This is a genomic window from Nocardia sp. NPDC004654 (assembly GCF_040609595.1).
GTDB lineage: Bacteria > Actinomycetota > Actinomycetes > Mycobacteriales > Mycobacteriaceae > Nocardia.
In genome coordinates, this window is record NZ_JBEXKI010000002.1 from 677,227 (window position 1) to 700,551 (window position 23,325).

25 protein-coding genes are annotated in these 23,325 nt (G+C 70.1%); 12 read left to right on the forward strand and 13 right to left on the reverse strand.

The window, feature by feature from the left end:
- Positions 1-10: 10 nt before the first annotated feature.
- Positions 11-1,105, reverse strand: a complete 1,095-nt coding sequence (locus tag ABZV58_RS08960; protein ID WP_354999581.1) for a YihY/virulence factor BrkB family protein — start codon at positions 1,103-1,105, stop codon at positions 11-13.
- Positions 1,106-1,349: 244 nt separating this feature from the next.
- Here ABZV58_RS08960 and ABZV58_RS08965 point away from each other — a divergent pair, with 244 nt between their 5' ends.
- Entirely contained in the window at positions 1,350-3,038 is a 1,689-nt protein-coding gene (locus tag ABZV58_RS08965; protein WP_354999861.1) for a DEAD/DEAH box helicase, read from the forward strand.
- A 100-nt stretch (positions 3,039-3,138) separates the two neighbouring features.
- Here the strand turns inward: ABZV58_RS08965 and ABZV58_RS08970 are convergent, their stop codons facing one another.
- The gene (locus tag ABZV58_RS08970; RefSeq protein WP_354999582.1) at positions 3,139-3,741 is read right to left on the reverse strand and encodes a TetR/AcrR family transcriptional regulator; all 603 of its coding nucleotides are present in this window, start codon (positions 3,739-3,741) and stop codon (positions 3,139-3,141) included.
- A 105-nt stretch (positions 3,742-3,846) separates the two neighbouring features.
- On the opposite strand from ABZV58_RS08970, the gene ABZV58_RS08975 reads away from it, so the two are divergent.
- Positions 3,847-4,587: an SDR family oxidoreductase gene (locus ABZV58_RS08975; RefSeq protein WP_354999583.1), complete on the forward strand. Its 741-nt coding sequence runs from the start codon at positions 3,847-3,849 to the stop codon at positions 4,585-4,587.
- A gap of 70 nt (positions 4,588-4,657) precedes the next feature.
- On the opposite strand, the gene ABZV58_RS08980 is transcribed toward ABZV58_RS08975, so the two are convergent.
- Positions 4,658-5,206, reverse strand: coding sequence for a hypothetical protein (locus ABZV58_RS08980; protein ID WP_354999584.1), 549 nt, complete (start codon positions 5,204-5,206; stop codon positions 4,658-4,660).
- Positions 5,206-7,056, reverse strand: coding sequence for a DEAD/DEAH box helicase (locus ABZV58_RS08985; RefSeq protein ID WP_354999862.1), 1,851 nt, complete (start codon positions 7,054-7,056; stop codon positions 5,206-5,208). Before ABZV58_RS08985 ends, ABZV58_RS08980 begins: the two co-directional genes overlap by 1 nt.
- 103 nt (positions 7,057-7,159) lie before the next feature.
- Here ABZV58_RS08985 and ABZV58_RS08990 point away from each other — a divergent pair, with 103 nt between their 5' ends.
- Positions 7,160-7,909 carry a TetR/AcrR family transcriptional regulator C-terminal domain-containing protein gene (locus ABZV58_RS08990; RefSeq protein ID WP_354999585.1) on the forward strand — a complete coding sequence of 250 codons (750 nt, stop codon included), beginning with the start codon at positions 7,160-7,162 and terminating at the stop codon, positions 7,907-7,909.
- A 191-nt stretch (positions 7,910-8,100) separates the two neighbouring features.
- Here the strand turns inward: ABZV58_RS08990 and ABZV58_RS08995 are convergent, their stop codons facing one another.
- The gene (locus ABZV58_RS08995; protein ID WP_029903635.1) at positions 8,101-8,295 is read right to left on the reverse strand and encodes a hypothetical protein; all 195 of its coding nucleotides are present in this window, start codon (positions 8,293-8,295) and stop codon (positions 8,101-8,103) included.
- A gap of 274 nt (positions 8,296-8,569) precedes the next feature.
- Here ABZV58_RS08995 and ABZV58_RS09000 point away from each other — a divergent pair, with 274 nt between their 5' ends.
- Positions 8,570-8,929 carry a DUF952 domain-containing protein gene (locus ABZV58_RS09000; protein ID WP_354999586.1) on the forward strand — a complete coding sequence of 120 codons (360 nt, stop codon included), beginning with the start codon at positions 8,570-8,572 and terminating at the stop codon, positions 8,927-8,929.
- A gap of 10 nt (positions 8,930-8,939) precedes the next feature.
- Here ABZV58_RS09000 and ABZV58_RS09005 read toward each other — a convergent pair whose 3' ends face one another.
- Both ABZV58_RS09005 and ABZV58_RS09010 read right to left on the reverse strand, forming a co-directional pair.
- The gene (locus ABZV58_RS09005; RefSeq protein ID WP_354999587.1) at positions 8,940-9,587 is read right to left on the reverse strand and encodes a response regulator transcription factor; all 648 of its coding nucleotides are present in this window, start codon (positions 9,585-9,587) and stop codon (positions 8,940-8,942) included.
- 111 nt (positions 9,588-9,698) lie between these two features.
- Complete coding sequence (locus ABZV58_RS09010; protein ID WP_354999588.1) at positions 9,699-10,913, reverse strand: histidine kinase; 1,215 nt, start codon at positions 10,911-10,913, stop codon at positions 9,699-9,701.
- A 212-nt stretch (positions 10,914-11,125) separates the two neighbouring features.
- Between ABZV58_RS09010 and ABZV58_RS09015 the strand changes: the two genes are divergently transcribed.
- Together ABZV58_RS09015 and ABZV58_RS09020 are read left to right on the forward strand one after the other, a co-directional pair.
- Positions 11,126-11,608: a cation:proton antiporter regulatory subunit gene (locus tag ABZV58_RS09015; RefSeq protein ID WP_354999589.1), complete on the forward strand. Its 483-nt coding sequence runs from the start codon at positions 11,126-11,128 to the stop codon at positions 11,606-11,608.
- Positions 11,609-11,611: 3 nt separating this feature from the next.
- Positions 11,612-12,793: a cation:proton antiporter gene (locus ABZV58_RS09020; protein WP_354999590.1), complete on the forward strand. Its 1,182-nt coding sequence runs from the start codon at positions 11,612-11,614 to the stop codon at positions 12,791-12,793.
- A gap of 107 nt (positions 12,794-12,900) precedes the next feature.
- Here the strand turns inward: ABZV58_RS09020 and ABZV58_RS09025 are convergent, their stop codons facing one another.
- From ABZV58_RS09025 to ppgK, 3 genes are all read right to left on the reverse strand, one after another.
- Complete coding sequence (locus tag ABZV58_RS09025) at positions 12,901-13,992, reverse strand: MHYT domain-containing protein (protein ID WP_354999591.1); 1,092 nt, start codon at positions 13,990-13,992, stop codon at positions 12,901-12,903.
- Between the two features lie 245 nt (positions 13,993-14,237).
- Complete coding sequence (locus tag ABZV58_RS09030; protein WP_354999592.1) at positions 14,238-15,611, reverse strand: RNA polymerase sigma factor; 1,374 nt, start codon at positions 15,609-15,611, stop codon at positions 14,238-14,240.
- A 233-nt stretch (positions 15,612-15,844) separates the two neighbouring features.
- Entirely contained in the window at positions 15,845-16,603 is a 759-nt protein-coding gene (gene ppgK / locus ABZV58_RS09035) for a polyphosphate--glucose phosphotransferase (protein ID WP_354999593.1), read from the reverse strand.
- A gap of 172 nt (positions 16,604-16,775) precedes the next feature.
- Between ppgK and ABZV58_RS09040 the strand changes: the two genes are divergently transcribed.
- Positions 16,776-17,690 (forward strand): inositol monophosphatase family protein, encoded by a 915-nt coding sequence (locus ABZV58_RS09040; protein WP_354999594.1) that lies wholly within the window; start codon positions 16,776-16,778, stop codon positions 17,688-17,690.
- A 65-nt stretch (positions 17,691-17,755) separates the two neighbouring features.
- Here the strand turns inward: ABZV58_RS09040 and cei are convergent, their stop codons facing one another.
- Entirely contained in the window at positions 17,756-18,433 is a 678-nt protein-coding gene (gene cei / locus ABZV58_RS09045) for an envelope integrity protein Cei (protein ID WP_354999595.1), read from the reverse strand.
- A 377-nt stretch (positions 18,434-18,810) separates the two neighbouring features.
- On the opposite strand from cei, the gene ABZV58_RS09050 reads away from it, so the two are divergent.
- Positions 18,811-19,113 (forward strand): DUF4193 domain-containing protein, encoded by a 303-nt coding sequence (locus tag ABZV58_RS09050; protein ID WP_067779587.1) that lies wholly within the window; start codon positions 18,811-18,813, stop codon positions 19,111-19,113.
- Between the two features lie 54 nt (positions 19,114-19,167).
- Here the strand turns inward: ABZV58_RS09050 and ABZV58_RS09055 are convergent, their stop codons facing one another.
- Entirely contained in the window at positions 19,168-19,680 is a 513-nt protein-coding gene (locus ABZV58_RS09055; protein ID WP_354999596.1) for a DUF3093 domain-containing protein, read from the reverse strand.
- Positions 19,681-19,742: 62 nt separating this feature from the next.
- On the opposite strand from ABZV58_RS09055, the gene dut reads away from it, so the two are divergent.
- Together dut and ABZV58_RS09065 are read left to right on the forward strand one after the other, a co-directional pair.
- Positions 19,743-20,243, forward strand: coding sequence for a dUTP diphosphatase (dut, locus tag ABZV58_RS09060; protein ID WP_354999597.1), 501 nt, complete (start codon positions 19,743-19,745; stop codon positions 20,241-20,243).
- A 7-nt stretch (positions 20,244-20,250) separates the two neighbouring features.
- Positions 20,251-21,105 carry a DUF3710 domain-containing protein gene (locus ABZV58_RS09065; protein WP_354999598.1) on the forward strand — a complete coding sequence of 285 codons (855 nt, stop codon included), beginning with the start codon at positions 20,251-20,253 and terminating at the stop codon, positions 21,103-21,105.
- A gap of 150 nt (positions 21,106-21,255) precedes the next feature.
- On the opposite strand, the gene ABZV58_RS09070 is transcribed toward ABZV58_RS09065, so the two are convergent.
- The gene (locus ABZV58_RS09070) at positions 21,256-21,975 is read right to left on the reverse strand and encodes an alpha/beta fold hydrolase (protein WP_354999599.1); all 720 of its coding nucleotides are present in this window, start codon (positions 21,973-21,975) and stop codon (positions 21,256-21,258) included.
- Between the two features lie 126 nt (positions 21,976-22,101).
- Here ABZV58_RS09070 and ABZV58_RS09075 point away from each other — a divergent pair, with 126 nt between their 5' ends.
- Positions 22,102-22,479: an OB-fold nucleic acid binding domain-containing protein gene (locus ABZV58_RS09075; protein ID WP_354999863.1), complete on the forward strand. Its 378-nt coding sequence runs from the start codon at positions 22,102-22,104 to the stop codon at positions 22,477-22,479.
- 5 nt (positions 22,480-22,484) lie between these two features.
- On the forward strand, positions 22,485-23,225 hold the full coding sequence (locus ABZV58_RS09080; RefSeq protein WP_354999600.1) for a DUF3159 domain-containing protein: 741 nt from the start codon (positions 22,485-22,487) through the stop codon (positions 23,223-23,225).
- Positions 23,226-23,325: the final 100 nt, after the last annotated feature.

Here is a 23,325-nt window from a genome sequence, read left to right on the forward strand (position 1 = left end):
GACCGCGCGGTTACCCCGAGCTACGCAGCGGGGTGATCGCGCGTGCCGAGTCCGCGCGGTCCGGCGCGTCGGCGTCGGTCTCCTCGTCCGGCGTCTCGCCGCGCACCTGGTTGGAGATCCATTCCCGCATCTGCTCGATGCGGGTGGCGCGAGCAGGCCAGAACTCCTGGACCGCGGCGTTGAACTCGGCGCCGAGAATCACCGCGAAGCCCAGGAAGAACGTGAAGAGCAGGAACGCGATCGGCGTCGCCAGCGCGCCGTAACTCACGCCGGTCGCGGTGATCCAGGACAGGTACCGGCGCAGTCCCTCGCTGGCCGCCATGAAGAACACGCCCGCGACGAGCGCCCCGCCGAACAGCCGATGCCAGGGCAGCGTGCGGTGCAGCGCCAGCTTGTAGAGCGTGGTCAGGCCGACGATGAGCAACAGGCCGACGCCGGGGTAGTAGAAGCTGTCGATCAGCCGTAAGCCTGGCTCCCGCCAGCCGTCCGGCAGCACCCGGCCGATCAGGCTGGGACCGAGCGCGACGAGCGGCAGGATGAACACCGCCGCCACCAGGAACAGCACGTAGAGCAGCAGCGCGAAGATGCGCTGCCACACCGGATGCCGCGCGTCCTGCTGGTCGTGCGCCTCCACGATCGCGTCGACGAAGGTCGCCATCGCCGAGGATCCGGCCCACAGCGAGAGCACGAAGCCGAACGACACCACCGCACCGCGCCCGCGGCCGAGCACGTCGCCGACGGTCGGTTCGATCAGGTCGGTGACGACGGCCTCGCTGAACAGCTCCCGGCTGAACGTGATGATCTTGGATTCCACGATCTCGACGGTGTCGGGCCCGAACCAGCCGCCGACGTAACCGAGGCTGCCGAGCACCCCGAGCAGCAGCGGGGCCAGCGACAGGGTCTGCCAGAACGCGGCGGACGCGGACTTGGCGAAGATCGAATCGTCCCACGCTTTCCCCGAGACCCGGACCACCAGCCTGCGAGCCTGCCGTCCGGCATGCCGGACCCGCCGGACGACGACGTCCGGACCCCGCGGCGGCGTGCCCGCGCCGCCGCTGTGGATCGGCTCGGGCCCGTGCGCGGGTAGGGGACTGGCTTCGTTCATGGTGCCTACAGCATCGCGCACCGGACGCTCGCGCACCGGCTCGTCCCCGCATCGTGTCGGCGGGCAACAGGTGAACACGGGGCGGCACGGAGGGAATGTGTGACGCGGATCGCGACCGCCGCGTCGGTTTGGCGACACGCCGTCCCCGGCCGCTACTGTCTTCTGCGTGACTGGGTCGGATGGCGCTGCGGCGGGAGATGGAGCGACGCCGGGCGATTCGGGAAAGTCGGCAGCCGGGGGCGGTTTGCTACGCGCGTGGCAGCGGCGCGCGCTCACGAAATACCTGGCCACGAAGCCGCGCGACTTCCTCGCCGTGGCGACGCCGGGCGCGGGTAAGACGACCTTCGCGCTGCGGGTGGCGGCCGAGCTGCTCGCCGATCGGACGGTGGACCAGATCACGGTGGTCGCGCCGACCGAACACCTCAAGCACCAGTGGGCGGCCTCGGCCGCGCGCAGCGGCATCCAGCTGGATTCTCGTTTCTCCAACGCCACCGGCGGCACCTCCGGCGACTACCACGGCGTGGTCGTCACCTACGCGCAGGTCGCTTCGCATCCGTCCCGGCACCGGGTGCGGACCGAGAACCGCAGGACGCTGGTGATCCTCGACGAGATCCACCACGCGGGCGACGCCAAGACCTGGGGCGACGCGACCGCGGAGGCGTTCGGCGACGCGACCCGCAGGCTGGCGCTGACCGGTACGCCGTTCCGCTCCGACGACAGCCAGATCCCGTTCGTCGTCTACGAGCCCGATGAATCCGGCTTCCCCAAGTCGCGCGCGGACCACACCTACGGCTACGCCGAGGCGCTGGCCGACGGCGTCGTCCGGCCGGTGGTCTTCCTGGCCTACTCCGGCGACGCGCACTGGCGCGACAGCGCGGGCGAGGAGCACTCCGCCCGCCTCGGTGAGCCGCTCAACGCCGAACAGACCGCGCGGGCCTGGCGGACCGCGCTGGACCCGGCGGGTGACTGGATCTCCGCGGTGCTGCGCGCCGCCGACATCCGGCTGCGACAGAAGCGCGCCTCGGGCATGCCCGACGCGGGCGGCCTGGTGATCGCCACCGACCAGGACCGGGCCCGCGACTACGCCGAACTGCTCGAACACATTTCCGGCGAGCGGCCGGCGCTGGTGCTCTCCGACGATCCCGCGTCTTCGAACCGGATCGCCGAGTTCAGCAACAACACCCAGCCGTGGATGGTCGCGGTGCGCATGGTGTCCGAGGGCGTCGACGTGCCGCGCCTGGCCGTCGGCGTCTACGCGACCAGCGCGTCGACGCCGCTCTACTTCGCCCAGGCCATCGGCCGATTCGTGCGCGCGCGCCGCCCCGGCGAGACGGCGAGCGTGTTCCTGCCCTCGGTGCCCGTGCTGCTGGATCTGGCCGCGCAGCTGGAATTGCAGCGCGACCACGTCATCGGCAAGCCGCACCGGGAGAAGAACGGCCTCGACGACGAGCTGCTGACCGACGCGGCCAAGCAGAAGGACGAGCCGGGCGAGGAAGAGAAAAAGTTCGTGGCGCTCGCCGCGGACGCCGAGCTCGACCAGGTGATCTACGACGGCTCCTCGTTCGGCACCGCCACCTTCGCGGGCAGCGACGAGGAGGCCGACTACCTGGGCATTCCCGGCCTGCTCGACGCCGATCAGATGCGCGCGCTGCTGCGCGAGCGCCAAGCGCGTCAGCTGGCCGACCGTGGTGAGCCGAAGATCGTGGAACCCGCGCCGCAGGTCGCGACCGCCGCCGAGCGGGTCGCCACCGCGGACCGGCTCGGGGAACTGCGCAAGGAACTCAACAGTCTGGTGGCCATGCACCATCACCGCACCGGCAAGCCGCACGGGGTGATCCACGGCGAGCTGCGGCGCGAGTGCGGCGGTCCGCCGACCGCGCTGGCCACGGCCGACCAGCTGCACGAGCGGATCGCCGCGCTGCGTCGTCGATAGCGCGGGTATCCGGCCGCGTGCTGCCCCGCGTCGCGGGACGGCCGAGTCGCGCGCTGGCCGAAGTCGCGTGCCAAGTGGTCGCGTCGGCGGAGGTCAGCGCTCAGGGAGAACTCGCGGGCCACGCCGCCATCGCGCAGTCGATGGATCGGGTGAGGTCCTCCAGCGCCGCGCCGTCGCGGGCCTGGATGGACAGCCCGTAGAGCACTGTCGTGTAGAAGGCCGCCAGCGACGCCGTGTCGGTATGCGCGGGCAGATCGCCCTCGGTGACCCCGCGGCACAGGCGCGCGTGGATGTGATCAGTGGTCTCCCTGCGCTTTTCGACGAGGAAATCGCGCACCCCGGTATTGCGGGTCGTGTACGTAGCGCCCGCGAGCACCACCATGCAGCCGTGTGGCTTGTCCTCGACGGTGTAGGCCGCGGCGTTGTCGCGCAGCATGGCCTCGATGGCTGCCCGTGCGGTGGGCTCTTCGCGCAGTGCGCGCTCGGTGTAGCCGCCGTCGGTGCGGCCGTAGAGCTCGATGGCCTCGCGAAAGAGCGCCTCTTTGCCGCCGAACGCGGCGTAGAGGCTGGGCGAGTTGATGCCCATCGCGGCGGTGAGGTCGCTCATCGACGCGCTCTCGTAGCCGTGCTCCCAGAACACCTCCATGGCCCGGCGCAGCGCGACCGAGCGGTCGAAGGCGCGGGGACGACCTCGTTCGGCCACGGCTGCTCCTTTCTGTGTCGATCGTTAAATATACCCCTTGACGGGCCGGTCGCCGTGGGCTTAGCTATTTATGTACTGATCGACACAAAAATTGAGGGAGTACTGATGTCCGACCTGACCGGCAAGGTGGCACTGGTGACCGGCGGCAGCAGGGGGATCGGGGCGGCCATCGCCCGGCAGCTGGCCGTCGCGGGCGCGGACGTCGCGCTGACCTACCGGAGCGCCGAGACCGCCGCGAAAACCGTTGTCGCCGAGATCGAAGCGCTTGGCAGGCGCGCGATCGCGCTGCGCGCCGACAGCGCCGACGCGGGTGAGGTGGCGGACTCGGTGCACCGCGCCGCCGCCGAACTGGGTGGGCTCGACATCCTGGTGAACAACGCGGGCATCTTCCCGAGCAAGCCGTTCGAGGAGTTCACCGTCGAGGAGATCGACCGGGCGCTGCACGTGCACGCCCGCGCCGCGTTCGTCGGCGCTCAAGCGGCGGTCGCGCACATGAGCGCGGGCGGCCGGATCATCGGCATCGGCACCAATCTCACCGAGCACGCCCCGTTCGGTGGTCTCGCGCTCTACAACCTGAGCAAGTCGGCGCTCAACGGATTCACCAAGGCACTGGCGCGCGAACTCGGCCCGCGGTCGATCACGGTGAATCTGGTGCAGCCCGGCTCGACCGACACCGACATGAATCCGGCCGACGGCGCACACGCCGCGACCCAGGTCTGCCTCACCGCGCTCGGGCGCTTCGGCACCGCCGACGATGTCGCCGCCACTGTGGCGTTCCTGGCGGGCCCGGCCGCCCGCAGCATCACCGGCGCGATCCTCACCGTGGACAGCGGCACCAACGCCTGACGCTCACCCGGTGAAATACCGGCCCGGTGAGACGCCGAGGGTCCGCCGGCCCGCGGTCTGACGGCCGGGCTCAGGCCGGTTCGAAGAAGCGATCGGGGTCCAGGGTGTTGATCGGCGTCCAGCGCGGCTGTTCGACGACGATCTCCGAATCGCTGTGCGCCGCTTCGAAATACCCCTGGATCTCCAGGGCGAGCCGCGGGTTCTCGTCGACCCGCCGCGCCATGTCGTAGAGCGTCGCCAGCACGTGGACGCAGCGTTGCGTGCGCGCTGAGCACGAGCAGTCGACGGCGGCGAGCACCGGGGCGGGCCGCACCTCTGCCGCGGCGAGCGCGCGGTGCGTCTCGTCGGTCAGCACCGTCGGGTCCGGGATCACCTCGGCGATCGCGGCCACCGCCTGCCGGGACAGCGGCGCGACCTCCAGGTGTGTCACCGACGCCTGCCCGCCGCGGTGGATGTGCGCGCGCACGACGCGGCCTTCGACGGTGGCCTGGACGCCGTGGTTGCGGGCGATGCTGCGGGCGCGGGGCAGCAGCGAATCGGGCCGGGTCTGGCGCAGCGGCTCGGCGAGCCTCACCCAGTCCATGCCCCATGCCGTGTAGCCGAATTCGTTGTCCGCCATCAGTTCTCTCGCTTCCGGCGCAGGATCTCGACGAGCTGGTCGTCGTCGAGGCGGGCCAGCGCGGCGATGCCCGCGGAGTCCGACAGGTCGGTCAGCGCGGACTTGCGATCGTGCATGCCCGCGATGTGCTCCTCGACGGTGGTGCCGGAGGTGAGGGTGGTGATGGTGACCGTGCGGGTCTGACCGATCCGGTGCGCACGGTCCGAGGCCTGCGCTTCCACGGCAGGGTTCCACCAGCGGTCGAAGTGCACCACGTCGGCGGCGCGGGTCAGGGTGAGGCCGGTGCCCGCCGCCCGCAGGCTCAGTACGAGCACGGGCGGTCCGTCAGCGGACTGGAAGTCGCGCACGATCGCCGCGCGCTGGGCCTGGTTCAGTCCGCCGTGGAAGAACGGCGCGGTGACGCCGAACTGCTCGGCGAGGTGCCGGACCAGCAACTCGCCGGTCTGTCGGTACTGGGTGAAAATCAGGGTCGGCGAATCGGTTTCGAGGTTGGTGGCGACGATGTCGGTGCACAGGTCGAGCTTGCCCGAACGGCCGGGCAGCTCGGCGAGATCGCCGGTGATCAGGCCCGGGTGGTTGCACACCTGCTTGAGCGCGGTGAGCGCGGCCAGCACCCGGCTCTGGCGTTGCGCGCCGGAACCGAAGCCGTCATCGATGGCCCGCTCCAGTAGCTGGTCGTAGAGCTTCTCCTGTTCGGCGGTCAGGTCGCAGAGCAGATCGGTGTGGATCTTCGCGGGCAGCGCGGCGGCGACCTGGAACTTCTTGCGCGCCAGCACGACCGGTTCGATGGTGTCGCGAAGGCGGGCGGCGGCCGCGGCCGAACCCTCCTGGATCGGCCGGACGAAACGGCGGCGGAACTGGCCGCGATGGGCGAACAGGCGCGGCGCGACCAAGTGCAGCAACGCCCACAGCTCCTCGAGGTGGTTCTCCACCGGCGTGCCGGTCAGCGCGACCTTGGCGGGGCTGGTGACGTCCCTGGCGGCCTTGGCGAGCTGCGTGCGCGGGTTCTTCAACGCTTGCGCCTCATCGAACACCGCTGTCGCCCAGTCTTGTCCGGCGAGGAGGTGGCCGTGCAGCCGCAGCGTCGGGTAGCCGACCACCACGATGTCGCCCGCGGCTGCCGCGAGTTCGCCGCCGCGCCAGGTGACCGGGCGCAGTTCCGGTGCGAAACGGGTGATCTCGTGCGCCCAGTTGCCGACCAGCGACGTGGGGCAGACCACGAGCTGAGCGCCCGCCGTGGCGCGTCCGAGCAGAAAACCGATGGCCTGCACCGTTTTTCCGAGGCCCATCTCGTCGGCGAGCACCGCGCCGCCGTACGCCGCGATGGTCTCGGTCAGCCAGCCGATCCCGCGCGCCTGGTAGGGGCGCAGGTCAGCGTGCAGAGCCGTCGCCAGCTCGGCGGCCACCGCCTCGGTGCCGAGCAGGGTGCGCAGGGCGCGGTCGGCGGACACGATCGCGGTGCCCGCGGCGTCCGGTACGGCGTGCGCGGCGGTGGGCAGTGCGCCGACGGGCTCGCCTTCGCGCAGGATTGTCTGCCATACCCGTAGTGCGGAACCCGCGTCGGGCAGCCGCGGTGTCGCCAAGTGGTCGGCGGCCGCCGTCGGGGTCGAGTCGGTCGAGTGCGCCCGATTCGAGTGACCGTCCTCGCCGGGCGATCCGTTGCCCAGATCCAGCGCCGCGAGTTCGGCGGGCGAGATCAGCGCGCAGTCGACCTCGGCGATCTCGATGGCCCCGCGCGGCCCGATCGGCAGCGCCAGCTCGAGGGTCTCTCGATCACCGAGTTCGGCGGGCGCGCGTCCGGCGCCACGACCGGTCCATGTCCACAGTGCGAAGAGGTGACGGTCGGGCAGGTAGGTGGCCTGTGTGCTGGGCAGAGCGAACCCCTAGATCCTCGTATGGCGTACGGAGTATCGTGACAACGTACACCGTACCGGGTTTGTTCCGAGGAGTCCCTTGCCCGAGCAGAGCGACGACGATCAGGCCAGGCGACTGCTGCATCTGCTGTGGCGGCAGTCGATGCCGCCGCGCACGGGCGGGCGCGGTCCGAAGCAGACGGTGAGCGTCGACGCCGTGGTCGCGGCGGCCGTGGCACTGGCCGACCGCGAGGGGTACGAGAAGGTGTCGATTCGCGCGGTCGCGGCGGAGCTGGGACTGCGGCCGATGAGCCTGTACACCTACGTGCCGAGCAAGGAGGCGCTGACCGTGCTGATGGTCGACGCCGTCGCCGCGGAGGACGTGCCCATCCCCGCGGCGCTGCCGGTGCGCGAGCGGATGGCCGCGATCGCGCGACAGGTCCGCGCCGAGGTGCTGGCGCACCCGTGGCTGCTGGAGGTGTCGCCTTGGCGGGCGGTGCTCGGGCCGGGGCGGATGCGGCGCTACGAGCGTCAGCTGGCGGCCATCGAGGGAATCGGGCTCACCGATCTCGCGATGGATCGGGCCATCGCGGTGCTGACCGAGTTCGCGACCGGGAACGCGCGGATGGCGGTGGCCGCGGCCCGCGGCGCGGCGGAGCTGACCGACGCGCAGTGGTGGGAGCGGTACGGGCCCGAGCTGGCGCGGGTCATGCCGCTCGGCGAGTTCCCGCTCGCCGGACGGGTCGGCGCGGCGGTGGGGGAGCGGTATCAGGCGCCCGCGGATCCGGATGGCGCGTTCGAGTTCGGGCTGGCCCGGTTGCTGGATGGGATCCTCGCCGAACTCGAATGATGTGACCTGGCGCACAGTCGGACACGGTCCGCCGATCTCGCGCGTGGCCGGAGCGAAGGCGGAAGTACGCCACTGTGACCTCCACCACAGTGAAGTCCGAACATGCCCGCAGCGGGCGACGTTTCGTCGCCCGCTGCGGGGAAAGCTGTGTTCTGTTGTTCGATGCTGTTGTGTCGGGACGCGAATTCCGGTCAGAGGGCGGGAGCCGACTCCGTGTCGATCACGGCCTCGAGCTCACGCAGCCGATCCATGTGTTCGTTCGCGTGATGCTGGCAGAAGAGCAACTCTCCACCTGCGGGCAGAACGGCACGCACTCGGGCAGCCGCCCCGCAACGGTCGCAACGATCGACCGCGGTCAGTGGGGTGCTTGTCAGGGTTCCTGGCATGACTCCTCCGTCCTGGCTCCCGGCACTACAGTCCGTTCACCTGGTGTGGGGCCCGTGGTCACTCACCACGAGCTCGCTACCGCTACTTCCCAGCAGTGGTATGACTACTCTGTCAGACGTTCGGGACGGGGGCATTGTTCCCGCAAGTGATTCTGTGTGTTTTCTCTAACACGACCTGGGATTTCGCTGATGGCGAACACTCCAGCTCAGGGATCGAACCGCACTCGATCACCCACGAACACGTCTATCCAGTTGGTCTGTTGGGAGATTACCCGTGACGTACGACACTCACACGCTGGTTCACCTTTGTACTTTGCACGAGTGGCGCAACGCACGGCAAACCGGTGCGCACCGGCCGCCCTCGTTGGCCGAGGTCGGATTCGTTCACCTGTCCACGCCGCGGCAGGTGCACCTGCCCGCCAACCGCCTGTACGTGGGACGACGTGACCTGGTGCTCTTGCGCATCGACGCGAAACTGCTCGTGGATCCGGTGAAATGGGAGCCGGGCGTGCCGACGGATCCGGCGTCGATGCTCTTCCCGCACCTGTACGGTCCGCTTCCTGTGAGCACCGTCACATCCGTGGACGAGTATCTGCCCGGCCCGGACGGAACTTTCGCGCCGCTGGCGGAGTGAGCGCCGCCGCTCAGCGCTCGCGCGCCTGCCGCGCCAGGATGGCCGCCTGAACACGGGACCGCACACCGAGTTTCGTGAGCACCCGCGAGACGTGCGTCTTCACCGTGGTCTCCCCGATGAACAGCCGCGCCGCGATCTGCGCGTTGGACAAGCCCTCCCCGAGGCAGTCCAGCACCTCGCGTTCGCGTTCGGTGAGATCGGCGAGTCCGTCCGGTGCGGCGGGTGCGGCGTCGGCGCCGGAGGACGCGAACGCGGCGATCACCGCCCGGGTGACCTCCGGCGCCAGCACGCCGTCGCCCGCGGCGACCGCGCGCACCGCGTCGAGGAGTGCTTGTCCCGACGTGGATTTCAGCACGAACCCCGACGCGCCGGCCCGCAAGGCGCGAAAGACGTACTCGTCCAAGTCGAATGTGGTGAGGATGAGCACCCGCGCCAGCGCGTCGGCGGTGATGCGCTCGGTGGCGGTAATGCCGTCCACGCCGGGCATCCGCACGTCCATCAGCACCACGTCGGGACGCAACGCCTTGGCCTGCGCCACCGCGATGTCGCCGTCGGCGGCCTCGCCGATCACCTCGACGCCCTCGGCGCTGTCCAGGATCATCCGCAACCCCGCGCGGATCGCGCCGTGGTCGTCGGCGATCAGCACGCGAATCGTCATGCCACCTCCGCTGTTCGGCTGCCAGACGGTTCGCTCATGCCTCCGCCTCGCTGGCGCTCGGTTCCGGCATGCGCGAAGCGCGCTGGCACACGATTCGCTCACTTCGTTCGCTCATGCCTCCGCCTCGCTGGCGCTCGGCTGCGGCATGCCGAGCGGCAGTCTGGCGCGCACCGACCATCCTCCGGCTTCCGGTCCTGCGGTGAAGCTGCCGCCCAGCGCGGCGGCCCGCTCGCGCATGTTCACCAGGCCGCGGTGCGCCCCTTCGGAATTCGGGGATTCGGGCGAGTTCGCCGGCGCCGGATTGCGCACCGACACGTCGAGTGTCGACGGATCGGCGCGGACAGCGATGTCGACCGGTCGGCTGGGTGCGTGCTTCATCGCGTTCGTCAAGGCCTCCTGGACGATTCGGTAGGCGGCCTGGTCCACCGCGCTGGGCAGCACGGCCCCGTCGAGCGAATCGGCAACGCGCACCGTCGTTCCCGCCGACCGGGCGGCGTCCACCAGGATCGGCAACTGGGCCAGGGTGCGCGGCGCGGCGGGCTCGTCCTCGCTCCCGTCGTCGCGGCGCAGCAGACCGATCATGGTCCGCATCTCCTGGAGCGCGTTGACGCTGTTGGCCCGGATCGAGCCGAGGATCCCGGCCATCGCGGGATCGGAGTTCTCGCGGGTCAGCACGCCGAGCGCCGCCTCGGACTGGATCGCGATGGCCGAGAGGTGCCCCGCGATGACGTCGTGCAGATCGCGCGCCATCGTCTTGCGCTCGTCGGCGATGGCGGCGCGCCGATCCAGCTCGGCCACCAAGGCCATCGCCTGCCCCCGCGCGCGTTCGGCTTCGGCGATCTCCTTGTGCGTGCGCACCGACAGCGCCCACCAGATCGGCGTGCCGACGAACGCGGCCGCCGCGGCGACCGAGAGCACGAGCGCCCGCCAGTCACCGGTGCCGACGAAGACCCCGATCGTGATCACCGTCGTCAGCCCGGCGCAGCCGATCGTCACCCAGCGCGAGACGGCGCGCGTGCCGTAGAGGACGGCCGCGTAGATCAGATCCGAGTAGACGATCCACACCGGCACCGTCGGGCCCAGCGCCAGATCGATGCCGACCGGCACCGCGCCCGCCGCCAGCGCCACCAGCGGCGCGCGCCGCCGCAGCAGCGTCCCGGCGCACAGCAGCGCGAGCACACCGAACCGGGTGCCCAGGGACGAGGCGAGGCTCGCCTGGGTCGTCGGATACAACCCGGACAGATACAGGAACGCGCCGAAGGTGAACGCGAAGAGCGCGACCAACGCGTCCTGCGCGGTCGCCGACAACGCGCGCCACTGCTTCACCGACCCATCACAGCACACCCGTCGAGGGGTGCGGGTCCGCCGAAGTGATGACGCGCGAACGATCCGACGGCCGACATGGCGCACCCCGGCGGGCACGAGACTCGCCCATAGCGTTGCTCGCCGGTGACGCGCTGATCGAGTTTCCGTGGTCTGCGCCCGAACCTGCGCGGGGCTTCAGGCCGATTTCGTTCGGCTGGGGCTACGCTGAACGAGTGAACGTCGACGTCACCGCACTACCCGGCATCGGGGTACGCAAGGACTTCGAGGCCCGGTCGGGCCGCCGGATCGGCGTGGTCGACCATCGGGACGGAAGCATCGATCTGATCGTCTCCAAGCTCGACGACCCCGACGCCTGCGCCGCGCAGGTGCCGCTGACGAGCGACGAGGCGGCCGTGCTCGCCAATCTGCTCGGCGCACCGCAACTGGTGGCCAAGCTCCGCGAGGACCACCGCGACCTGCCCGGTATCACCACCCGGCAGCTGCCGATCGCCGAGGAATCGCCGTACGAGGGCCGCACGCTCGGCGAGACGGCGATGCGCACCCGCACCAAGGTCTCGATCGTCGCGGTGATGCGGGCGGGTCAGCTGCACCCGTCGCCCGGACCCGATTTCACCTTCGCCGCAGACGATCTGCTCGTGGTCGTCGGTACTCCCGACGGCCTGGACGCCGCCGCGAAGATCCTCTCGCACGGTTGACCCGTGAACACGACCGCGCTCGCCCTGCTCGAGCTCGGAGCGGTGTTTTTCGCTCTCGGCATGCTGGGCCGGGTGGCGGGACGGGTCGGCATGTCGCCGATCCCGCTCTATCTGCTCGGCGGATTGGCGTTCGGGTCGGGCGGGTTCATCGATCTCGCCGAGGCCGACGAGTTCGGTCATGTCGCGGGCGAGATCGGCGTGGTGCTGCTGCTTCTACTGCTCGGACTGGAATACACCGCCGCCGAACTGGTGACCGGTCTGCGACGGTCGTGGCCCGCGGGCGTGGTCGACATCGTCGTCAACTCGATTCCTGGCGTGGTGGTGGCGCTGCTGCTCGGCTGGGGCCTCGTCGGCGCGCTCACCATGGGCGGGATCACCTACATCTCGTCCTCGGGCATCGTCGCCAAGGTGCTCAACGATCTCGGTCGGCTCGGTAATCGGGAAACCCCGGTCGTGCTCTCGATTCTGGTGTTCGAGGACTTGGCCATGGCGGTCTACCTGCCGATCCTCACCACCCTGCTGGCCGGCCTGAGCTTCATCAGCGGACTGCGGGGGCTCGGCATCGCACTCGCGACGATCACCATCGTGCTGGTGGTGGCGCTGCGCTACGGCCGCTACGTCTCGGCCATCGTGGACAGCTCGGACAACGAGGTGTTCCTGCTCAAATTGCTCGGAGCGGCGCTGCTGGTGGCCGGAGCCGCCTCGGCGCTGAACGTCTCGGCGGTGGTCGGGGCGTTCCTGCTCGGCATCGCGATCTCCGGGTCGACCGCGCACCAGGCCGCGAAACTGCTGGAGCCGCTGCGGGATCTGTTCGCGGCCATCTTCTTCGTCGCCTTCGGGCTGAGTACCGACCCGCGCGCGATCCCGCCGGTACTCGGCTGGGCGGTGCTGCTCGCCGTGGTGACCACGGTGACCAAGGTCGCGACCGGCTGGTGGGCCGCCCAGCGGCAGGGCATTCGGCGGATGGGCCGGGCGAGGGCGGGCGCCGCGTTGGTGGCGCACGGCGAGTTCTCGATCGTCATCGCGGGTTTGGCGGTGACCGGCGGCGCGGTCGCCGGCGAACTGGCCGCGCTCGCCTCGGCCTACGTACTGCTGATGGCGGTGTTCGGCCCCATCGCGGCACGAGTGGTGGAGCCACTGGTGGCCTTCGTGAAACCCGAGCCGGGTCCCGCGGTCACCTCCTGAGGGGGACGGAAGTCCAGCGCACGGCCGTAGCGAAGTCAGGGTTCGTGGTCCTGCGTCGCGGCACGTTCCCGTTCGACGCGGGGCGACTCCGTACGGCGATTCGCGCGCTACCTCCGACGCGGAACGTCGTGCGTCGTCGGCCAATACGGTGTCCCCGTGACCGGCGCGGCGGAGATCACGGCCGACTGCGGACCGGGCTCGAGATCGGGCGCGGGGTGCTCGGCGGCATGGTGCACGGGAGCCACGTGCGGTGGGAGCGAGGGCACGAGATCTTCGGCGGTCGGTCGTGCGGTGGACGGGGACAGCGCCGCGAGATGCTCCGGGGTGACGTGCACCGCGGCGGGGCGAGGTGGTGGTGGCGGTGCGAGATCGTCGGCGGCGGAACGCGCGGGGGCCACGCGGGGCTTGGGCAGCGGGGCGAGGTCCTCGGCGGCGGGACGGACGGTGGCCGCGCGCAGCGGCGGCAGCTCGATATCGCGCTCGATCGCGGTGAGGCTGACGGCGATCAGCAGCAGCATGGTCACGATGCTGATGCCGACGATCAGCGGCGCGAGCAACTGCATCGCTCCCGTCCCAGCGACCGGCCCGCCATGGCCCGAGCCGTGCGCGTGCGCGTGCATCGACGCCATGCCCGTGTAGTGCATGCCGCACACGGCAAGGCCCATGATCCCCGCCGCGCCGGTGGTGGCGAGAAAACCGTTGACCCGCAACGTGAACCACAGCGCCACCGTCGCCGCGACCACCGCGATGGCCACCGAGAGCGCCACCATCGGAAGCTTGTAGCCGATGGTCGCGTTGGACTTCATCGCGAACATGCCGATGTAGTGCATGGCCGCCACGCCGAGACCCATGACGGCGCCGCCCGCGAGCAGGGCGACCAGCGTCGGCTGCGGGGTGACAACCACGAACAGCCCGATGCCGACCACCACGATCGCGGTCGCCGCACTGAGCAGGGTGAGCGGGACGTCGTAGCGGATCTCCGCTCCGGCGATCGAAAAGCCGAGCATCGCAATGAAATGCATGACCCAGATGCCGGTTCCGCCGATCGCGAACGCGGCGAGCACCAGCCAACCGGCCCTACTTCGACCAGCCCTGGCCCGCGCGGCGCACTGCAATCCGAGCAGCGATCCGGTGAAGGACATGATGTAGGCCAGCAGCGGTGTCAACGACCCGTACGTGAAGTGGTGAATGTCGAGCACATGAACCCCATGGCCGGGCCGAGACCGCCCGGCGATTGAAAACTTGTGCGTCAGACAGTACGGCAGCGGACCGCGCAAAACCGAGTTCCCCGAAGTGTTTTGAATCACTTTTCAGTTTTGTTCCATCTGGAAAGTGGTATGGGACAGCGCAATACCCCACGGCGAACGACAACGGGCCCGCCTCCCCGCCACGCCGCCGAGATGGCAAGTGGCACAAGGAATGCGGGCCCGTAGGTCCGTGCGTATCAGTCCAGGTAGTCGCGCAGCACCTGGGAGCGGCTGGGATGGCGCAGCTTGCTCATGGTCTTGGACTCGATCTGGCGGATGCGCTCACGCGTGACGCCGTACACCTGGCCGATCTCGTCGAGGGTGCGCGGCTGGCCGTCGGTGAGGCCGAAGCGCAGCCGGACCACGCCCGCCTCGCGCTCGGACAGCGTCTCCAGAACCGACTGCAGCTGGTCCTGCAGCAAGGTGAAGCTCACCGCGTCGACCGCGACCACGGCTTCGGAGTCCTCGATGAAGTCGCCGAGCTGGCTGTCGCCCTCGTCGCCGATGGTCTGGTCCAGCGAGATCGGCTCGCGCGCGTACTGCTGGATCTCGAGGACCTTCTCCGGCGTGATGTCCATTTCCTTGGCCAGCTCCTCCGGGGTGGGCTCGCGGCCCAGGTCCTGGAGCAGCTCGCGCTGGATGCGGCCGAGCTTGTTGATGACCTCCACCATGTGCACCGGGATGCGGATGGTGCGGGCCTGGTCGGCCATGGCGCGGGTGATGGCCTGCCGGATCCACCAGGTGGCGTACGTGGAGAACTTGTAGCCCTTGGTGTAGTCGAACTTCTCCACCGCGCGGATCAGACCGAGGTTGCCCTCCTGGATCAGGTCCAGGAACGCCATGCCGCGGCCGGTGTAGCGCTTGGCCAGCGACACGACGAGTCGCAGGTTGGCCTCGAGCAGATGATTCTTGGCCCGGTTGCCATCGCGCACGATCCAGTTGAAATCGCGGCGCATCGCGACGGGCAGCTTCTCGCCCGCCTCGGCGAACTCGCGCACCTTCTCCGCCGCGTAGAGGCCGGCCTCGATCCGCTTGGCGAGTTCGACCTCCTCCTCGGCGTTGAGCAGCGCGACCTTGCCGATCTGCTTGAGGTAGGCGCGCACCGAGTCGGCGGAGGCGGTGAGTTCGGCGTCCTTGCGGGCCTGCCGCAGCGCCTCGGACTCCTCCTCGTCCCAGACGAAATCGCCGGAGGCCTTGTCCTTCTCCGACGGCTCCTCGGCGCCCTCGGCTTCCTCGTCCTCGGCGACGTCCTCGGCCGTGTCGTCCGCCAAGTCCGCGTCTTCGGCGAGATCGCCTTCGTCGACCTCCAGATCGTCCAGATCCTCGAGATCGAGAGCCTCGTCCTCCAACGCCTCTTCGGCGCCGGGCTCGCCGTCGGGGCCCGCCTTCTTGGTGGCGGCCTTCTTCGCGGGCGCCTTCTTCGCGGCGGCCTTCTTCGCGGGCGCCTTCTTGGCAGCGGCCTTCTTGGCCGGTGCCTTCTTGGCGGCAGCCTTGCGGACCGGCCGTGCTGCGGTTACATCTGTGGAGTCGGCGTCGGCCGATTCGGCGGTCTGACGGGTCGTGGCTACCACGTACGCCCTTTCGTGACGGTCTCGTGCGGCGTCACGCCAGAGTGGTGTTCCGGCGGAGCGGTCTGTCGGGTTTCACCGGCGGAGGGCCGGTCGGGTTTCTCCGGCTCACCGCCGGGCATGTTCCATTGTAACGATCCAACCAGGGTACTCACGGCACGATGCCAGTTGTCGCACGCCCGCCTCGAGCGTGTTCCGCGTCGTCGCCGACCCGTCGCCCGCGCGCCGCCAGCAGGTCACGGGACTACGCCCGAGGCGATCGCCATGGCGGCGCCGACGATACCCGCGGTGTTGCGCAGCCGGGCGGGAACCACCGGAGTCCGATTGGTCAGCAAAGGAATCCACTGGTCCGAATCGCGGCTGATGCCCCCGCCCGCGACGATCACCTTCGGCCAGAAGAGGTTCTCCAGACCGATCAGTACGGTGCTGACCTCCGCGGCCCACTGCTCGTAGCTGAGACCCTCGCGATCCTTGATCGAGGCCGCGGCGCGGTGCTCGGTCTCCATGCCGCCGACCTCGAGGTGGCCGAGTTCGGTGTTGGGCACCAGCGTGCCGTTGTAGAGCAGCGCCGACCCGATGCCGGTGCCGAAGGTCAGCAGCAGCACCAGCCCGTCGAAATCCCTTGCCGCGCCGTAGCGGTCCTCCGCGAGCCCGGCCGCGTCCGCGTCGTTGAGCACCGTGACCGATCTGCCGCCGAGGGCCGCCGAGAACAGGGTGCGCGTGTCGGTGCCGATCCAGGTCTTGTCGATGTTGGCGGCGGTGCGCGCCACGCCTTCCAGGACGACGGAGGGCAGCGTGATGCCCACCGGGCCGGGCCAGTCGGCCTCGGCGACCAGCTTGGCCACCGCGTCGGCGACGGCGTGCGGTGTCGACGGATGCGGGGTCGCGATCTTGATCCGCTCGTGCAACAGCTCGCCGGTGGCCAGATCCACCGCGGCGCCCTTGACGCCGCTGCCGCCGATATCGATACCGAATGCGTGCCCCCGAGCGGACATGGCTAACCCCTCGTTCCCTTAGCTGGCCGGTTGTGATCACAGCGCCCGCCGCACCGGGTCCACGCGGCCGCCTGCGGGCGGGTGCGGTGGGGTGCCCGACGACGGCGCTGTGTCGTGCACGACAAGAGTAATGCGCGATCGAGGCTGCGCACGTGGAAGCATCTGTGATGCGATGGACGGCGTGCCGGAATCCAGTACCCCAGTAGCCGAAGAGTCCGCCGCCGAGACCGGGGGGACCGCGTCCGAACTCCGCCGCGTGGCGGTCGAGCTCGCCGAACGAGCCGCGGCCCATGTCCGCGCCCGCCGCCCCGAGGTGTTCGGCCCGGCCGGAGCCGTGACCGACGGCGCTGTGCGGGCCAAGGGCCACGCGACCGATCCGGTGACCGTGGTGGACACCGAGAGCGAGGAACTGATCCGCGCGCTGCTCGCCGAGCGGCGGCCGGGCGACCCGATCGTGGGCGAGGAAGGCGGCGGCAGCATGACCGTCGACGACGACGCGGTGCACTGGGTCGTCGACCCGATCGACGGGACCGTCAACTTCCTCTACGGCGTCCCCGGCTACGCGGTCTCGGTGGCGGCGATGCGCCACGGAAGGTCCGTCGCGGGCGCGGTGGTGGACGTCGCGCGGGCGGTGACCTACAGCGCCGGGCTCGACTTGGGCGCCACGGCGACGGCCGCCGACGGCACGGTCGAACAGTTGCGGTGCAACCCGGTCGAGGATCTCTCGATGTCGTTGGTGGCCACCGGTTTCGCCTACGGCGCGCACCGGCGCGCGCGGCAGGCCGAAATGGTCGGGCGGGTACTGCCGAGGATCCGCGACATCCGCCGCTTCGGCGCGGCCTCGCTCGACCTGTGCAACGTGGCCGCCGGGCGCGTCGACGCGTACTACGAGCACGGGCTGCACGCCTGGGACTGGGGCGCGGGCGCGCTGATCGCCGCGGAAGCGGGCGCGCGTCTGACGCTTCCGCCCGCGACCGCGTCCGGCGCGGCGGGCGATCTCGTCGTCGCCGCGGCGCCGGGCATCGCACGGGAACTCGGCGAACTGCTCGCCGAAGTGGGCGCGACGGAGCCGATCCCGGATCGGTGATCCGGGATCGCGGCGCCGGGAGTGTCGGTTCGGCGCCGGGTCGGAAATGCGCGGCTAGCGCGGCGTCAGCAGTGCGCGGAGCGTGCGGCGTCGAGCAGTTCGGAGTCGATCGCCGTGCTGGCGCCGGGCGCCGGGTTCTTCAGCGAACGCAGCACCTCCTCGGCGTCGTTGCTCGGCCGCAGATCCCGGAACAGCGAACCGAGCACCAGGTCCACGCTGTCGTCCTCACGCTGATCCTCGATCAGCTCGGCGCACGGCGCGACGAGTTGCACCGACGCCGCGGCGGGCCTGCCGTTCACGCCGAAGCGGATCTGCCCAGTGCATTCCAGGTCGCCGTTGACGTATATCGAATCGTTGCCGTACTGCGTGCCGGGTGCGCTCGCGAAGCCGAGATCACCGAGCTGCGCCGCGACGTGCGCGGCCTGGCCACGCTGGTTGTTCGCGTTCAGCACGCGCACCTTGCTCGCCGCGAGCGGTGCGGGTTCCACGTCCTCCAGCCGCGACGCGCCGACCCGCTGACCCAGCTTGGGCGCCGGGGCCGCGCCCGGATCGCTGGCGGGACTCGGCGAGTTGCAGGCCATCGCGGTGGTGTCGGTGTCCTGCGTCGTCAGCGCCTTGATCCACACGATCGCGCAGATCAGCGCCATGACGCCGAGCATGATGAGCCAGGGTTGGGGGCGGCGCCGAGCGTAGGGTCGTCCCTGCGAATCCGAAGCGCTGCCTTCGGTGATCAGTGAAACCACGAGCCACACTCTACGAAAATGTCGCGAGGCCGGTGCGGAAGGTCTCGGCGAGTTCCAGCGTTGGTGTCGATTCCCCGACAGTTTCGACTCGGCTGTGTTTTGATTGCGACTTTTGTCGCGCGGTCCGCTATTGTCTGGCGGCCCAGATCGAATCACCAGCGGCGAAAACGGTGGGTCGGTCGCGGGAACAAGTAGGGCATGTCCTGCGTTTACCGAGCGCTACCGGGTATGGATCCTAGTGATCCCCCCTGATAGGTGACCGGTGCACGTGTGATGTGCACCACCGGCGGGGCGGTGCGGGCGCTCGATTCCGGCGAGGAATCGGAGTGGCGGCAGCCGGTCCGGGATATACGGAGTAAGGACGAGGGGAAGACGACATGGCAACCGACTATGACGCACCGCGGCGCACCGAATCCGACGATGTGTCGGAAGATTCGCTGGAGGAGCTGAAGGCTCGTCGCAACGAGGCGCAGTCCGCCGTCGTGGATATCGACGAATCCGATACCGCGGAGTCGTTCGAGCTTCCCGGCGCGGATCTGTCCGAGGAAGTGCTCTCGGTTCGGGTGATTCCGAAGCAGGCCGACGAGTTCACCTGTTCCAGCTGCTTCCTTGTTCACCACCGCAGCAGGCTGGCCAGCGAGGCAGGCGGCCAGATGATCTGCATGGATTGCGCCGCCTGATAGTTCGCGGGACGCGGAATCCGGCCGGACCGCGGGTTCGGCCGAAGGTAACTGTCAGCCCGCGCTCGGCAGCCCGAGCGCGGCAAGGACCTTCTCTGGTCGGCGCGTACTGATCAACCAGTACGGCGTCGGATCATCGGGGTCGTCGAGGACCAACAACACCATCGGACCGATCCAGGGACGATGTTGCACATACGCGGCGGGATCGAGCTGGCGGCCGAGGGCCGCGCTCTTCGCGGAGGGGGCGACCACCGCCGCGCGAGACACGAAATTCACCGGTAGGTGCGCGCGGTCGACGCGCAATTCCGGTGTGCCCGAGGCGTCGGCGTTCACCGCCAGCTTGTGGCGGCTCAACCACACCAGCACCCAGGCCGCGACCGGGAACAGCAGAACATAGGGCAGCCAGGCCCGGATTCCGGGTGCGCCCATGTGGATTTCGGCGGCGAGCAACCCGGCGATGCCGAACCCGACCGGCCACCACCACAGCGGTACCCAGAGCCGCTCGACGTATGGCCGGCGGGCCTGTTTCTCGTTGTCCGTCACCGAAGGGTTGGGCCTGTCCGACACGACTCAACAGTAGGCCACCGTCCCGCCAGGCGAACGCCGAGGTACGCGTAGGCTCGACCAACGTGAGCGCACTTTCACCGATACCCCTGCTGCGGCTGGATCCGGGCATTCCCGTGCCGACGCGCGCCCATGCGGGCGACGCCGGCGTGGACTTGTGCACCACCGAGGACGTCATCCTGGAGCCGGGGGAGCGGGTGCTCGTCGGCACCGGCGTCGCCGTGGCGCTGCCGGTCGGCACGGTCGGGCTGATCCATCCTCGGTCCGGGCTCGCCGCCAAGACCGGGCTGTCGGTGGTGAACACGCCGGGGACCGTGGACGCGGGCTACCGGGGTGAGATCAAAGTGTGTCTGATCAATCACGATCCGCGCACGCGCATCGAGTTGCGCCGTGGCGACCGGATCGCGCAGCTGCTCGTGCAGCGGGTCGAGCTGGTGGACTTCGTCGAGGTCGATCAGCTCGACGACACGACGCGGGGTGCGGGCGGCTACGGGTCCAGCGGCGGTCACGCCAGCTTGGGCGCGGAGACCGACGGGGTGAGCCGGGTGACCGGCCGGGAGGCGTGAGGCGACGATGTTCGGAAAGAGAAAGAAGCGGTCGGACCGGTTCGAGGACCAGTACGACGAATACGGCGCCGAGTACGACGACGTGGACTACGACGCCGAGTACGACGAGCTGTCCTACGACGAATTCGCCGAGGACAGCGCCGGTTTCGCGGAACGCCCGGAGGGCGATCGGACCGGCCCCTACGACTACGACGAAGTGGCCGAGCTGCTCGAAGGAGTCGTCGATCAGCGCCTCGACCTGGGTTCGGTCATCCTTCCGGTGCCGCCGGGCGGCCAGCTACAGGTCGAGATGACCCCGGACGGCACTCCGCAGGCGGTGCACCTGGCCACCGAGCACGGCCGCATCACCGTCGCCGCCTATGCCGCGCCCAAATCGCCGGGCCAGTGGCGGGCGGTGGCGGCCGACCTCGCCGACTCGCTGCGCAAGGACGGCGCGCGGGTCGCGGTGGAGACCGGTCCGTGGGGCCGGGAAGTCCTGGCCATCACGGAGGGCGCCGACCTGCGCTTCATCGGCGTGGACGGCTACCGCTGGATGGTGCGCCTGGTCGCGGCGGGCCCCTCGGGCGCGGTGAACGACGGCACGCCGCTGGTGTCCGCGGCGCGGGCGATCCTCAGCGAGACGGTCATCCGGCGCGGCACCGATCCGCTGCCGGTGCGCGATCCGCTGCCGGTCGTCCTGCCGCAGCAGCTCGCCGAGCAGCTGGCCGCCGCGCACCACGCGCAGATCGAGGCGCAACAGCAGCAGCTGGCCGCCCAGGCCGCCGCGGCCCAGAACCCGGTGCCCGCCCAGCCGCAGACGCTGCCGCCCCAGCCGCGCCGCGGCGCCGACGGCTCCGCCATGCAGCAGCTCGGCCTGAACTGATCGCTTCGCACCCGCCTCGCGGAGGTTGTCCGCACTGCGAGGCGGGTGGACGGTCTCCTGCCGCAACGGCGTGGCCCGTCCGGTCTCGGCGAGGAGTTCGCCCACGGGCCGCGGTACGGAAGACCGGCCCGTCAGCGGAAGACCGGCCCGTCAGTCGAATGCCGTGAATCCGAGGCGGCCCAGGATCGCCGGGTCGGCGCCCAATTCGTCCAGCGTGGTGCGGAACAGCCGGGCGCCGGGGATGAGATCGGCCCACTCCTCGGCTACGGCGAGCGGGTGGACCGGGTCGTCGGTCGCGGTGACGACCGCGACCGGCACGTCCAGCGTGGCGAGGCGGTCGGTGCTCGGCCACTTGTAGTCGGCGGCTTCCTCGAGGGCTTGCGGCAAGTGCGGCCACTGGGAACGCCAGGACTGGGTCAAGGCGTCGGCCAGCCAGCGCGGGCTGCTCGCGCGCATCCGGGCGATGACCGTCTCCAAGCCGTCGGCGCGCAGTTGCTCGGCGGTCACGGCGGCGCTGAGCGCGGCAGGGCAACGGGCGGTGTCCGAGCCCGTCCATGCGGGCAGCGCGGCGACGACGCCCGCGACGGATTCCGGGTGCGCGCCCGCCCATTCCAGCGCGATCGCCGCGCCGAGCGAGATGCCCGCGGCCAGTACCGGGCCCCGCGCGGCGGCGGCGTCCAGCGCGGCGTGGCAGCTGGCCACGACCGCCCGCGGATCCGGCTCCACGGCAATCGATTCGAACCCGCGGGCGACGCTCGCCGGGTCGAAGGCGCGCCGGGCGAAATCGGCGTCGGAGCCGGTGCCCGGCAGCGCGACGACAAGCGGAACCGCAGGTCGTGTGGCCGTCGTGACATGTGTGGAGTCGAACACCGGGTCGAGCGTAGCGGGGGTGACCGTAGGCATCTACAGTGGCGGGTGTACGGCCAACAGCCGGTCGTCACCGAACAACCACGATGGCGTGAGACCCGCGCCATCTGTGCAGCAGGAGAGCGTGTAATGCCATCCGCAGCCTCAGGGTATTTTCGACGTCTGGGCCGCAGGCTTACCGAGGACATCGACAGACTCGATGCCGAGGAGCTGGCCGAGACCGCAGAGGCGTCGGGCGCGTGTCGGGCGTCGGAGTGTCGTCGCGGTGACGAAGCGACGATGCTCGGTCGTCTACGAAGTGTGGAGGCCTGCCCCAAGTCGGTGGGCGCCAGTGTTCAGGCAGAATTCTTCGACGGCACCGACGCCATCACACTCGTGTGGATCGGCCGCCGGCGCATCCCCGGCATCGAACCGGGGCGGCGAATTCTGGTCCGCGGCCGGGTCGGTGACCGCGACGGCCGTAAGGTGATCTTCAACCCCTACTACGAATTGCGCGGGAACAGCTGACACGTATGCCATCGAGCAACGACCACGGCGCCGATCTAGGCACGCCGACCGATATCGAGCGACCGATCGACGCCGCGGCTCGCAGGCGTACGGACGACCGTCCCGCCTCGGCCGAAGAGGCCGTGCGTGAGGAAGCCGCCCAACAGACGCTGCTCGAGCAGTTGGGCGGATTCAGCGGCCTGATCTACTCGACGTTGCCGGTGCTCGTCTTCGTCCCGGTGAACACTCTCGCCGGGCTCACCGCCGCGATCTGGGCGGCGCTGGGCGTCGCGACCGCCGTGCTCGTGTGGCGGCTGGTGCGACGCGATCCGGTGCAACCCGCCATTTCCGGCTTCCTCGGCGTCGGCGTCTGCGCGCTGATCGCCTACCGGGTCGGCGAGGCCAAGGGTTTCTTCCTGTTCGGCATCTACACCAGCCTGATCTACGCGGGCGTGTTCCTCGCCTCGATCCTGGTGCGCCGGCCGCTGGTCGGCGTGATCTGGGGCGTGCTGAACGGCCACGGCTCCGGCTGGCGCGCCGACCGCAGGGCGCTGCGCCTCTACGACCTGGCGACCGCCACCTTCGTCGTGGTCTTCGCCGCCAGGTATCTGGTCCAGTCCGAGCTCTACGACACCGACCGCACCGGTTGGCTCGCCGTCGCCCGCATCGCCATGGGCTGGCCGCTGACCGCCGTCGCCTTCGCGGTCACCATCTGGGCCGTGCGCCGGGCGGGTCATCTGCCGCGCGCCAAGGCCGAAACCGCCTGATACGGAACAGGGGTGGGGTCCGCCCCACCGCCGAGGTGGGGCACTCTCCACCCTGGGGTACCTGGTTGGTGCCACGAGTTCATCGGACGATCGTTTGCAA

Coding starts and splice junctions, on each gene's coding strand:
- ABZV58_RS08980 (WP_354999584.1), bottom strand. CDS start 5,206: ATGGCGGACAACGAATTCGGCTACACGGCATGGGGCATGGACTGGGTG.
- ABZV58_RS08975 (WP_354999583.1), top strand. CDS start 3,847: ATGTCCGACCTGACCGGCAAGGTGGCACTGGTGACCGGCGGCAGCAGG.
- ppgK (WP_354999593.1), bottom strand. CDS start 16,603: ATGTCCGCTCGGGGGCACGCATTCGGTATCGATATCGGCGGCAGCGGC.
- ABZV58_RS09005 (WP_354999587.1), bottom strand. CDS start 9,587: ATGACGATTCGCGTGCTGATCGCCGACGACCACGGCGCGATCCGCGCG.
- ABZV58_RS09040 (WP_354999594.1), top strand. CDS start 16,776: ATGGACGGCGTGCCGGAATCCAGTACCCCAGTAGCCGAAGAGTCCGCC.
- ABZV58_RS08960 (WP_354999581.1), bottom strand. CDS start 1,105: ATGAACGAAGCCAGTCCCCTACCCGCGCACGGGCCCGAGCCGATCCAC.
- ABZV58_RS09075 (WP_354999863.1), top strand. CDS start 22,102: ATGCCATCCGCAGCCTCAGGGTATTTTCGACGTCTGGGCCGCAGGCTT.
- ABZV58_RS09050 (WP_067779587.1), top strand. CDS start 18,811: ATGGCAACCGACTATGACGCACCGCGGCGCACCGAATCCGACGATGTG.
- ABZV58_RS08995 (WP_029903635.1), bottom strand. CDS start 8,295: ATGCCAGGAACCCTGACAAGCACCCCACTGACCGCGGTCGATCGTTGC.
- ABZV58_RS09065 (WP_354999598.1), top strand. CDS start 20,251: ATGTTCGGAAAGAGAAAGAAGCGGTCGGACCGGTTCGAGGACCAGTAC.
- ABZV58_RS09080 (WP_354999600.1), top strand. CDS start 22,485: ATGCCATCGAGCAACGACCACGGCGCCGATCTAGGCACGCCGACCGAT.